The following is an 11,627-nucleotide window of genomic DNA, read 5'->3' as shown; positions in this document are numbered from 1 at the left end:
CTCCTGCTGCTTCAGAAGGGCCGCCGGCCAGCACTGCCACTACATTCACGGTATCATCTGTAATGTTAAACTCCACGCCAATACCTTCAAAATTACCTTCCAGGTCTTCATTCACTTCGGCCAGGTTGGTAGGGGGTATGTATATGGAGTGCGGATCCAGGTGGGATAATAAACCATCTATAGCTTCCTGCTGCAGGTCGTCTACCTTTAAGGTATCCACGTATTTTACTTTAATAAGGTCCATGGTTTCCTGTAAAGCGCTGCGGCCACCCCGGTTAAAAAGTACGGTGCTTCCACTTTGCGCTCCGGGCATTTTATGACCCAGGTACATTCCCAGCGCCAGCACGATTGCAAATAAGAGGGGTAAAAAAACATTCAGCTTTCTATTGTTTGACATAATTCCTGTATTGAGCCCCAATCAATTTACGGTCTTGGATTTTTGATTTCAGATTCACCTGAAGCGGGGAACGCATTATCAAATCTAAAATCTGAAATCGTAAATCTAAAATTATAAATTGGCCGATTTGTTTAAATTGTGACAAAAATAGCATAATTATATTCTGCTACATTAATTTCATAAATCAACGGATATGCCTGTAAAGGTTAAGCTGATAGCGGATAGTGGTTCTACCAAGGCAGACTGGAGCCTGTTAACTCCAAGTGATCATTTCCGTTATCAAACACAGGGCATCAGTCCTTTTTTCCTTAACGCCCAGCAGGTGCGTGAGGTGCTGGAAAAGGAGCTGAAGCCGCAAATGCCCCCGGGGGTAGAGGTAGAAGAGATCTTTTACTACGGTACCGGCTGTTCGCAGCCCAGAAGTATACAGATCATGCAGGAAGCCCTGGGCGCCGTATGGCCCCATGCAAATATTGCGGTATCACATGATCTGATGGCCGCTGCGCACGCGCTATGCCAGCACAGTCCCGGCATAGCCAGCATACTGGGTACCGGTTCCAATAGCTGTTATTACGACGGTGAACGTATTGCACATAATAACCCCGGCCTGGGCTTTATACTGGGCGATGAGGGCAGCGGCGCTTACCTGGGCCGCAAGCTGCTGCAGTATTATTGTTATAACTCTTTTGACGATGAGCTGCAAATGCGCTTTGATGCAAAGTACCGTACCAATAAAGACGAGATCCTGGAAAATGTGTACCGTAAACCCATGGCTAACCGCTACCTGGCCGGCTTTTCCGTGTTCCTGGGCGAGAACCGCGGGCATTTTATTGTAGAGAATATACTGGAAGATGGCCTGAACGATTTTTTCTTTAACCATATTTATAAGTACAGCGAAAGCTGGACGCATCCGCTGCATTTTACCGGTAGCATCGCCTGGCATTTCCGGGATGTGCTGCAGGCCCTGTGCGAGCTGTATGAGCTGCAGCTGGGATCTGTATTACGCAACCCGATGGATGGTTTAATAAAATACCATGAGGAAGCCGGCGTGAAATCTAAAATCTGAAATCTACAATCTAAAATAGAATGTCCTTTGTAAGAGTAACGGAGCAAACTTCCCACTATCGCCACCTGGAAAAGATGACCGTAGCGGAGATCCTGACCAATATTAATAAAGAAGATCAAACGGTACCCCAGGCGGTAGCAAAAGTAATTCCGCAGATAGAAAAGCTGGTAGCAGCCATCGCAGATAAAATGCTGGCCGGCGGCCGCCTGTTTTACATGGGCGCCGGTACCAGCGGCCGTTTGGGCATTGTGGATGCATCGGAATGCCCGCCTACTTTTGGCGTACCGCATGGTTTGGTAATAGGCATTATTGCCGGTGGGGATGCCGCCATCCGCAAGGCAGTGGAGTTTGCAGAAGATGACCGGGAGCAGGGCTGGAAAGACCTGCAGGAATTTAACGTTACAGAAAAAGATGTGGTAATAGGTATTGCCGCCAGCGGCACCACCCCCTATGTAATTGGCGCCCTGCAAAAGTGCCGGCAGGAGGGAGTGGTTACCGGCAGCATATGCTGTAATGCCGGCGCACCCTTATCCGCCGCCGCCGATTATCCCATAGAGGTGGTGGTAGGCCCCGAGTTTGTAACCGGCAGCACCCGCATGAAAAGCGGCACCGCGCAAAAATTGGTATTAAATATGATCTCTACCGCAGTAATGATCCAGCTGGGAAGGGTAGAGGATAATAAAATGGTGAATATGCAGCTGAGCAATGATAAGCTGGTGGACAGAGGCGTGAAAATGCTGATGGAAAAACTGCAGCTCACCGAGTATGAGGCCGCTAAAGACCTGCTGTTAAAAGCCGGCAGTGTCAGAAAGGCGGTGGAAGAATATAGTAAGATGGCGTAACTTTAGGAGAGTAGATTGAGAGCCCATGCACGATATAGAACCATATTATAACTGGCGGCATTTGTACGCAGCGGAAGAAGATGAGCTATCGCCTTTCTATGGCAGGGAGTACAGCGAATTTGAATTTACCAATACCGTATATAACTATTACGTACATCCGCAGTGGGACGATTTTGGCTCCCGCACACTGTATCTGAAAGTATTATTTGCAGATTACCAGTTCAACTTTGCCATTATAGAATTGTTGGGAGAATGGAATGATGCCATTGAAAATGATGTTATGACCCTGAAAAGGGAGATCATAGACCTCATGGTAGCAGAAGGCATTAACAAATTTATTCTCATCACAGAAAATGTCATGAACTTTCATTCCTCAGACGATTGTTATTATGAGGAGTGGTGGGATGATATTAAGGACGAGGGCGGCTGGATCGTGAGCCTGAACATGCCCGAACAAACCAAGCACGACTTTGTGAAGGCCCACCTGGACAATTACGTACACCTGCTTGAAAACGACAAATGGAGAACCTACCAGCCCCAGCACCTCTATAATCTCATCGATAATGCCATGATGCGGCGGCTGGAGTAGGCTAAAAGGTTCATGGTCAATAGTCCATAACATGTGGTCGTTTAACGCATATAGGAAACTTCTATAGGCCATCCACTATGGAACACGGACTTAGTTAATTAGCTAAAACTGAGAAATATCATTTGCTTTTAACTTTTCCTGCGTTAAATTTGCCCGACATTTAGGAATTTTATCATATTACTTATAAGGAAGCTCAGTATTTTATATGAAGTGGTCACAATTCTTCGATACCTCTATTGGCAAGAAATTATTAGTAGGCGCTACCGGTTTTTTCCTTTGCAGCTTCGTGTTGGTGCACCTGGCCGGTAACGTCCAGCTGCTGTACAACGACGGGGGCAAGGCTTTTAACAGCTATGCCGCCTTCATGGGGCACAATAGCCTGATCCAGTTTATTGCCTGGGGCTTAAAGATCGTGATCCTGCTGCACGCAATCATTGCCCTGCAGCTTACTTTCAGTAACCGTAAGGCACGCCCGGTGAAGTATGCTATTAACCCGGGTAACCAAACCTCCTCCTGGTTTAGCCGCCAGATGGCGATTATGGGCAGCATCCTGCTCATTTTCATCATTATTCACCTGGCCGATTTCTGGTGGAAATTCCACTTCGGCAATGTACCCACCATTAACTACGAAGCCACCGGCGAACCGGTAAAGGACCTGTATACCACAGTACAGTATGCCTTTAAGGAAGGCTGGCTGGTAGCCTTGTATGTGATCGGTATGATCGGTTTGTCCTTTCACCTGATCCACGGCTTCAGGAGCGCCTTCCAGACCTTTGGTTTAAACCATGTTAAATACAACGGCTTAATTAATTTCATAGGGGTATGGCTGTTTGGCATCCTGATCCCCATTGGTTTTGCTGCTATTCCGGTGGTAATATTTTTCAAATAATTTCAAGCTTTACTCTCAAATTTTTGACATATTATGTTGGATGCAAAAATTCCTGCCGGCCAGTTAAATAGTAAATGGGAAGATTATAAAGGACATTGTAAGCTGGTGAACCCGGCTAACAAACGCAGTCTGGAAATAATCATTGTGGGTACCGGACTGGCAGGCGCTTCAGCAGCGGCCTCTTTGGGCGAATTAGGATACAAGGTAAAAGCATTCTGCTTTCAGGATAGCGCCCGCCGTGCGCACAGTATTGCAGCACAGGGTGGTATTAACGCTGCCAAGAACTACCAGAATGATGGTGATTCCGTTTTCCGTTTATTTTATGATACCGTAAAAGGTGGCGACTACCGTGCCCGCGAATCCAATGTGCATCGCCTGGCAGAGGTAAGCGCTAATATTATAGACCAGTGCGTGGCGCAGGGTGTGCCCTTTGCCCGTGAATATGGCGGCCTGCTTAGCAACCGCTCTTTTGGCGGTACACAGGTACAGCGTACTTTCTATGCCGCCGGCCAAACCGGCCAGCAGCTGCTGTTAGGCGCTTACTCCGCATTACAGCGGCAGGTAGCCCTGGGCAATGTAACGTTGTATGCCCGCCATGAAATGCTGGATATTGTAAAGATAGATGGCAAGGCCCGCGGCATTATTGCACGTGACCTTATTACCGGTAAGCTGGAACGCCATTTTGGCCATGCCGTGCTGCTGTGCAGCGGTGGTTATGGTAACGTGTTCTACCTGTCTACCAACGCCATGGGCTCAAACGTAACCGCAGCATGGAAAGCAACTAAAAAAGGCGCTTTCTTTGGTAATCCCTGCTTTACGCAGATCCACCCCACCTGTATCCCCGTTTCCGGTGATCATCAGTCCAAATTAACACTGATGTCAGAATCACTGCGTAACGACGGCCGCATATGGGTGCCTAAAAAACAGAACGATACCCGCAAACCAAGCGATATACCTGAGGACGAAAGAGATTACTACCTGGAAAGAAGGTACCCTGCCTTTGGTAACCTGGTGCCGCGCGATGTGGCCTCCCGTGCCGCCAAAGAAAGGTGCGATGCCGGTTATGGCGTAGGTAGCTCCAAACAGGCCGTGTACCTGGATTTTGCCTTCAATATCATGCGTTATGGCAGAATAGAAGCCGGCAAACGTGGTTTGAATAACGCTACCGAGGATCAGATCCGCCAGCTGGGGAAAGAAGTAGTAGTGGAGAAATACGGTAACCTGTTCGATATGTACGCCAAGATCACCGGCGAAGATCCCTATGAAGTGCCCATGCGCATTTACCCTGCCGTACACTATACCATGGGCGGCCTTTGGGTGGATTATGAGCTGATGACCACCGTACCTGGTTTATATGCTTTAGGCGAAGCCAACTTCTCTGACCACGGCGCTAACCGCCTGGGTGCATCTGCGCTCATGCAGGGCCTGGCCGACGGTTACTTTGTAATACCTTACACCATTGGTAACTACCTGGCTGATGAGATCCGCACCAAAGCTATTCCCACAGACCATCCGGCCTTTGTGGAAGCAGAAAAGCAGGCGCAGGAGACCATCGACCGTTTAATGAATATTAAAGGCAGCAAGTCAGTGGATCACTTCCACAAAAAGCTGGGTAAGATCATGTGGGATAAATGCGGTATGGCCCGTAATGAGCAGGGGTTGAAAGAAGCCATTGAAGAGATCAAAGCGCTGCGCGCCGAGTTCTGGAAAGATGTGCGTATACCCGGTGAAGCCAACGAGCTTAACCCCGAGCTGGAAAAAGCAGGCCGTGTGGCCGACTTCCTGGAGCTGGGTGAGCTGATGTGTATCGATGCCCTGAACCGCCGTGAATCCTGCGGAGGCCACTTCCGCGAAGAATCGCAGACAGAGGAAGGGGAAGCGCTGCGCGACGATGCTAACTTCAGCTACGTAGCTGCCTGGGAATACAAAGGTGATAGCACCTACGAATTGCATAAGGAGGAACTCGTATTTGAAGAGTGTAAACCTACTCAGCGCTCGTACAAATAATTAATAATTAAGAATGAATAATTAATAATCGTAGTGCCGGTTTCTCGCGAAAGAACAGCCTCCATTATTATTAATTATTAATTCTTCATTATTAATTAAAACAAAGTGATCTAATTCTATTATTGAGTAATACAGCCATAACAATGGAACATTATACCATGGGCCTCACATTAAAAGTGTGGAGGCAAAAAAATACAAAAGCTCAGGGTGGTTTTGAAACTTACCAGGTAAAAGATATCTCTTCTGAAATGTCTTTCCTGGAAATGTTCGATGTGTTGAATGAACGCCTGATCAACGAGGGTAAAGAACCGATAGCATTTGACCATGACTGCCGTGAAGGTATTTGCGGTATGTGTTCCATGCATATCAACGGCCGCGCACATGGCCCCTGGGCAGGTACTACAACCTGTCAGCTGCACATGCGCGCCTTTAAAGATGGCGATACCATTACCGTAGAACCCTGGAGGGCAGAGGCTTTCCCGGTACTGAAAGACTTAACGGTAGACCGTGGCGCCTTTGACCGCATTGTTGAAGCAGGTGGTTATATCTCCGTAAACACCGGTAACGCGGTTGATGCGAATGCTATTCCCATCCCGAAAGATAAAGCCGATGCCGCATTTGCAGCAGCAGCCTGTATTGGTTGCGGCGCCTGCGTGGCAGCATGTAAGAACTCCTCCGCCATGCTGTTCGTATCTGCTAAAGTATCCCAGCTGGCCCAGCTGCCGCAGGGTGAGCCGGAAAGAGCGACCCGTGCGCTGAACATGGTAGCTCAAATGGACAAAGAAGGTTTTGGCAGCTGTACCAACACCGGCGCCTGCGAAGCAGAATGTCCGAAAGAGATCTCCCTCACTAACATTGCACGCCTGAACCGCGAGTTTATCCGCGCCGGTTTTACCTATGAAAAATAGGTAAGGCCCCGGGTTGAATATTATAAGCCGCAGGCTGTCCCGCTATAAACGGGGCAGCCTGTTTTGTTTTTACCACTCCTCCGGAGCGTTTACATAAGTTCCGTTTTTTTCGTTATTATTATACAGTCTATCCACGTCTAACCTAAAATCAGGAACGTTATGTCTGACAACTCCCGCAGAAAATTCCTCCGGCAATTGGGCAGCACCGCTGCTTTAATAGGCGCCGGCCCCCTGGCATCCCTGGGCAGGGAACATATACATATACTACAACCAGAAAAACGTATATCCGCTAACGATAAGATCCGCCTGGCCTGCGTAGGTATGGGCATTATGGGCTTTGGCGATGTGGATACCGCGCTGAAAGTGCCCGGTGTGGAGTTTGTTGGCGCTGCTGACCTGTATGATGGTCACCTGCAGAAAGTAAAGGAAGTATACGGCAGCAATGTATTTACCACCCGCGATTACCGTGAGCTGCTGGACCGTAAGGATATTGATGCGGTAATAGTAGCTACGCCGGACCATTGGCATGATACTATTTCCATTTACGCAATGGAAAAAGGTAAAGCCGTGTATTGCGAAAAGCCCATGGTGCAGCAGATAGCAGAAGGGCACCAGGTAATAGCCACGCAAAAGCGCACCGGCAAGGTGTTCCAGGTAGGCAGCCAGCGCGTAAGCAGCATAGCCATGGTAGAAGCGCGTAAAAGATACCAGGCAGGCGAAATAGGACAGCTGAATGTGGTAGAGGCCTGTTATGACCGGCACGATGCGCTGGGCGCCTGGCAGTACTCCATACCGCCGGATGCCAGCCCTAAAACCGTTGACTTTGACACCTTCTTAAAAGATACCGCCAAAGTGCCTTTTGATCCCGTACGTTTTTTCCGCTGGCGCAATTACCAGGCTTATGGCACCGGCATTCCCGGCGACCTGTTTGTGCACCTGATCACCGGTCTGCACTACATTACCGGCTCCACCGGTCCTTCCCGCGTTTTTGCCAGCGGCAATTTAGTGCAGTGGAAAGATGGGCGCGATGTGCCGGATGTAGTGATAGCTATTTTCGACTATCCGGAAACCAAAGTGCATCCTGCCTTCCAGACCACCCTGCGGGTGAACTTTGCAGATGGCGGCGGTGGCGGGCAATACACCCGTTTTATTGGAACAGAAGGCGTATTGGAAATGGGCTGGAACGATTTTAAGATCAAAAAGCACAAGCTGCCGGAAGCCCCCGGCTATGGCGGCTGGGACACGTATAACACCTTCACCAGAGCGCAGCAGGAGGCATATGTGCAGCAGTACAATACCAAATATCCTGAATCCATGCGCAAGGGAGACCGCTCTGAAAGCAAGTATGCTGCGCCTGCGGGTTATGACGACCGCCAGGATCATTTCATAAATTTCTTTGACGCCATGCGCTCCGGCAAGGCCGTTGTGGAAGACGCTACCTTTGGCCTGCGCGCCGCCGGCCCGGCATTGCTTACCAATGAAAGCTACTTTAAAAAGCAGCCCATTCACTGGAACCCTGAAAGCATGCAAATTGTTTAATTTACATTCCTATATGAAGCACACGCCAGGTTTTACCGCATTATTATGCATTAGCCTTTTAGGCTGTCAGGAGAAAAAGAACACTATGACGGAACAATCGAATGTACCAGCACCGGTAGCGCCAAAAATACCCAAGACGCTTACCATACACGGAGATACACGCACAGACAATTACTACTGGATGAATGACAGGAACGATCCTAAAGTGATCGCCTACCTGCAGGCAGAAAATGCTTACCTGGATACCATCATGCAACCGCAGCAGAAACTACGGGAAAGCCTGTATGAAGAAATGAAAGGCCGCATTATGGAAACCGATGCCAGCGCCCCTTACATGAAGAACGGTTATTATTACTACACCCGTTTTGAAACCGGTAAGGAATATCCCATTTACTGCCGTAAAAAAGGCAGCCTGGAAGCAGCAGAAGAAGTGATATTGAATGTAAATGAAGTAGCCCAGGGCCATGCCTATTGCCATGTAAGCGGCCTGTCCGTAAGCCCTGATAACCGCCTGCTGGCCTTTGGGGTAGATACGGTAAGCCGCCGCAAATATGTGATCCGCGTGAAGGAGCTGGAAACCGGCAACATTTTACCGGATGCCATTCCTGAAACCAGCGGAGATGTAGCCTGGGCCAATGATAACCAGACTTTCTTTTACACCGGTAAGCATCCGGAAACACTGCGTGAGGAGCGCATCCTGCGCCATAAGCTGGGGGCAGAAGCCGGTAAGGATGAACAGGTGTACATGGAAAAAGATGAAACCTTTGATGTAGAGGTACGCCGCAGCAAATCCGGCCAGTTCATCATGATCGCCTCTACCAGCACACTCTCTGCCGAATACCGCATACTGGATGCATCCAAACCCGAAGGCAGCTTCAGGATCTTTCAGCCACGCCAAAAGGACCTGTTGTACGATATAGAACCGCTCAACGATCGTTTTTACATCCGCACTAACCTGGATGCAAAGAACTTTCGCCTGATGGAAAGCCCGCTGGATAAGACCTCCAAAGAGAACTGGAAAGAAGTGATCCCCCACCGTGCAGATGTATTGCTGGAAGAATTTGAAGTGTTCCGCGAATACCTGGTGCTGGCGGAGCGTAAGAATGGCCTTTCACAGCTGCACATCATGAACCTGCAGAACCATGAGGATCATTACCTGCACTTTGATGAACCGGCCTATGTAGCCGGCATTAGCATTAACCCGGAGCTGGACACCAAAGAGCTGCGCTACAGCTATACTTCCATGACCACACCCGCCTCTATCTACGATTATAATATGGAAACCCGCAAAAGCGAGTTAAAGAAACGGCAGGAGGTGCTGGGTGGTTATGATCCCAAAGATTATGTAACAGAGCGTTTATACGCCACCGCAAAAGATGGCGTAAAAGTGCCCATCTCTATTGTGTATAAAAAGGGATTTGAAAAGAATGATAAGCATCCGCTGTTGCTGTATGGCTACGGCTCTTACGGTATTACTACAGAGCCTACATTCAGCAGTGCGCGTTTAAGCCTGCTGAACCGCGGTTTTGCTTTTGCCATAGCGCACATCCGCGGTGGTGAAGAAATGGGCCGTTACTGGTATGAGGATGGTAAGCTGTTTAAAAAGATGAACACCTTTACCGATTTTATTGCCTGTGCAGAACATTTGGTAGCGCAGCATTATACTTCGCCAGACCACCTGTATGCCCAGGGCGGCAGCGCAGGCGGCCTGCTGATGGGCGCTGTGACCAACCTGCGGCCCGACCTCTGGCATGGTGTAATTGCAGGCGTTCCGTTTGTAGATGTGCTTACCACTATGCTGGACGAAAGTATTCCGCTTACCACCGGTGAGTTTGATGAATGGGGCAATCCCAAGAACAAAGATGCATATGAGTACATGAAGCAATACTCCCCCTACGATAATGTGGTAGCTAAAGCTTATCCCAATATGCTGGTTACTACCGGCCTCCATGATTCGCAGGTGCAATACTGGGAGCCTGCCAAATGGGTAGCCAAGCTGCGTGAGTTAAAAACAGATCATAACTTACTGCTCATGAAAACCGATATGGAAGCCGGCCATGGCGGCGCTTCAGGAAGGTTTACCGCATTAAAGAAAACAGCCCTTGAACAGGCGTTTTTGCTGAAGCTGGAAGGGAAGTAGTTTTTTAGTCCATGGTCGATGGTCCATAGTCCATTGCCTATTACACAATAGAAATTATACGAGAAAAGGCGGTTGCATAACCGCCTTTTCTTTTAGTATAAATACCTTATTATTTATTCCCTGTACTCGCACTACGTCTTATATGCAGTAGGCAATGGACTATGGACCATCGACCATGGACTGCGCTGTAGCGCAGCTACAACGCCAAATGCTCCGACTTAACCATTTTCCCAAAAAAGATCCCTGCCATCCGGTCAAAGATCTGCGCATCATCTGTAGTATAGAATTTTTGCGTACCCTGTTTGGTTAAACGTGCTTCCATTTCAGGATGCCGGTGTAAATAATCTTTTAAGCTGTGCGCTACGATCTTACCCTGTGATAATACGGTAATACCACCGGGCAAATGTTCCTTTATCTTTTGCATCAGCAAAGGATAGTGGGTGCAGCCCAGCACCAGTGTATCAATATCAGGCGCTATGCCCAGTATATGATCCAGGTGTTTTTTAACAAAGTAATCTGCACCGCTGCTTTCATGTTCATTATTCTCTACCAGCGGCACCCACATAGGGCAGGCCTCCTGGTGCACTTTTACCTGCGGAAAGAATTTGTTGATCTCTATCGGGTAGGATTCGGATGTTACGGTACCGTTGGTAGCCAGTATGCCCACTTCGCCGGTTTGCGTTAAGGTGCCTACCAGCTCGGTGGTAGGCCGTATAACGCCCAGCACGCGCCGGTCCGGCGCAATATGAGGTAAGTCTTTTTGTTGAATGGTACGCAGCGCTTTTGCAGATGCTGTATTGCAGGCCAGTATCACCAGCGGACAGCCCATCCTGAAAAGATGCTGCACGCATTCTAACGTATACGCATGTATGGTATCAAAGCTGCGGTTACCGTAAGGCGTACGTGCATTATCGCCTAAGTATAAATAATCATATTGCGGTAGTTCGGCTATGATCTCCTTTAATACCGTTAATCCGCCGTAACCGGAATCAAATACGCCAATAGGCCCTTGCATACTAATTGATTTACCATCTTAGATTTACGATTTTAGATTTGATTGCCACTTTAATGAAGCCTTTCCCTAAATCTAAAATCGTAAATCTAAAATCTAAAATTGAATTCCTTTCCCGGTCAGATCATAGATCTTCTGGATCTCATGCAGCAAACCTTCAAAGTCTATCTTCAGATCTACCAGCAAACCATTATGCAGGTCATACACCCAGCCATGTACGGTAGGGAAGCCTTTGTTA

The 11,627-nt window shown here is 48.5% G+C and carries 10 protein-coding genes; 8 read left to right on the top strand and 2 right to left on the bottom strand.

Annotation, left to right across the window (positions count from 1 at the left end; all coding sequences use genetic code 11):
• Positions 1 to 397, bottom strand: a 397-nt coding sequence (locus tag VIM87_RS04970; protein ID WP_414649588.1) for a S41 family peptidase, incomplete at its 3' end; no start/stop codon positions are given.
• A 193-nt stretch (positions 398 to 590) separates the two neighbouring features.
• Here VIM87_RS04970 and VIM87_RS04965 point away from each other — a divergent pair.
• The 8 genes from VIM87_RS04965 to VIM87_RS04930 all read left to right on the top strand — a co-directional run bounded on the left by VIM87_RS04965 (position 591) and on the right by VIM87_RS04930 (position 10,377).
• Positions 591 to 1,463 carry an N-acetylglucosamine kinase gene (locus VIM87_RS04965; protein WP_331995906.1) on the top strand — a complete coding sequence of 291 codons (873 nt, stop codon included), beginning with the start codon at positions 591 to 593 and terminating at the stop codon, positions 1,461 to 1,463.
• 20 nt (positions 1,464 to 1,483) lie between these two features.
• Positions 1,484 to 2,305, top strand: a complete 822-nt coding sequence (murQ, locus tag VIM87_RS04960; protein WP_331995905.1) for an N-acetylmuramic acid 6-phosphate etherase — start codon at positions 1,484 to 1,486, stop codon at positions 2,303 to 2,305.
• 25 nt (positions 2,306 to 2,330) lie between these two features.
• Positions 2,331 to 2,894, top strand: a complete 564-nt coding sequence (locus VIM87_RS04955; RefSeq protein WP_331995904.1) for a hypothetical protein — start codon at positions 2,331 to 2,333, stop codon at positions 2,892 to 2,894.
• A gap of 205 nt (positions 2,895 to 3,099) precedes the next feature.
• A complete protein-coding gene (locus VIM87_RS04950; protein ID WP_331995903.1) occupies positions 3,100 to 3,783 on the top strand; it encodes a succinate dehydrogenase cytochrome b subunit in 684 nt (227 codons plus the stop codon).
• 33 nt (positions 3,784 to 3,816) lie between these two features.
• Positions 3,817 to 5,790 carry a fumarate reductase/succinate dehydrogenase flavoprotein subunit gene (locus VIM87_RS04945; RefSeq protein WP_331995902.1) on the top strand — a complete coding sequence of 658 codons (1,974 nt, stop codon included), beginning with the start codon at positions 3,817 to 3,819 and terminating at the stop codon, positions 5,788 to 5,790.
• Between the two features lie 143 nt (positions 5,791 to 5,933).
• The gene (locus VIM87_RS04940) at positions 5,934 to 6,698 is read left to right on the top strand and encodes a succinate dehydrogenase/fumarate reductase iron-sulfur subunit (protein WP_331995901.1); all 765 of its coding nucleotides are present in this window, start codon (positions 5,934 to 5,936) and stop codon (positions 6,696 to 6,698) included.
• A 159-nt stretch (positions 6,699 to 6,857) separates the two neighbouring features.
• Complete coding sequence (locus VIM87_RS04935) at positions 6,858 to 8,237, top strand: Gfo/Idh/MocA family oxidoreductase (RefSeq protein WP_331995900.1); 1,380 nt, start codon at positions 6,858 to 6,860, stop codon at positions 8,235 to 8,237.
• Between the two features lie 13 nt (positions 8,238 to 8,250).
• On the top strand, positions 8,251 to 10,377 hold the full coding sequence (locus VIM87_RS04930) for a S9 family peptidase (protein WP_331995899.1): 2,127 nt from the start codon (positions 8,251 to 8,253) through the stop codon (positions 10,375 to 10,377).
• A gap of 196 nt (positions 10,378 to 10,573) precedes the next feature.
• On the opposite strand, the gene murI is transcribed toward VIM87_RS04930, so the two are convergent.
• Positions 10,574 to 11,392, bottom strand: coding sequence for a glutamate racemase (gene murI, locus VIM87_RS04925; protein ID WP_331995898.1), 819 nt, complete (start codon positions 11,390 to 11,392; stop codon positions 10,574 to 10,576).
• Between the last annotated feature and the right edge of the window lie 235 nt (positions 11,393 to 11,627).

The sequence above is a fragment of the Chitinophaga sp. genome (genome assembly GCF_036569125.1).
GTDB lineage: Bacteria > Bacteroidota > Bacteroidia > Chitinophagales > Chitinophagaceae > Chitinophaga.
The sequence above is the reverse complement of the archived record's forward strand: the minus strand, read 5'-3'. Positions and strand labels throughout refer to the sequence as shown.

Coding starts and splice junctions, on each gene's coding strand:
- VIM87_RS04950 (WP_331995903.1), top strand. CDS start 3,100: ATGAAGTGGTCACAATTCTTCGATACCTCTATTGGCAAGAAATTATTA.
- VIM87_RS04930 (WP_331995899.1), top strand. CDS start 8,251: ATGAAGCACACGCCAGGTTTTACCGCATTATTATGCATTAGCCTTTTA.
- VIM87_RS04940 (WP_331995901.1), top strand. CDS start 5,934: ATGGAACATTATACCATGGGCCTCACATTAAAAGTGTGGAGGCAAAAA.
- VIM87_RS04965 (WP_331995906.1), top strand. CDS start 591: ATGCCTGTAAAGGTTAAGCTGATAGCGGATAGTGGTTCTACCAAGGCA.
- murI (WP_331995898.1), bottom strand. CDS start 11,392: ATGCAAGGGCCTATTGGCGTATTTGATTCCGGTTACGGCGGATTAACG.
- VIM87_RS04955 (WP_331995904.1), top strand. CDS start 2,331: ATGCACGATATAGAACCATATTATAACTGGCGGCATTTGTACGCAGCG.
- murQ (WP_331995905.1), top strand. CDS start 1,484: ATGTCCTTTGTAAGAGTAACGGAGCAAACTTCCCACTATCGCCACCTG.
- VIM87_RS04935 (WP_331995900.1), top strand. CDS start 6,858: ATGTCTGACAACTCCCGCAGAAAATTCCTCCGGCAATTGGGCAGCACC.
- VIM87_RS04945 (WP_331995902.1), top strand. CDS start 3,817: ATGTTGGATGCAAAAATTCCTGCCGGCCAGTTAAATAGTAAATGGGAA.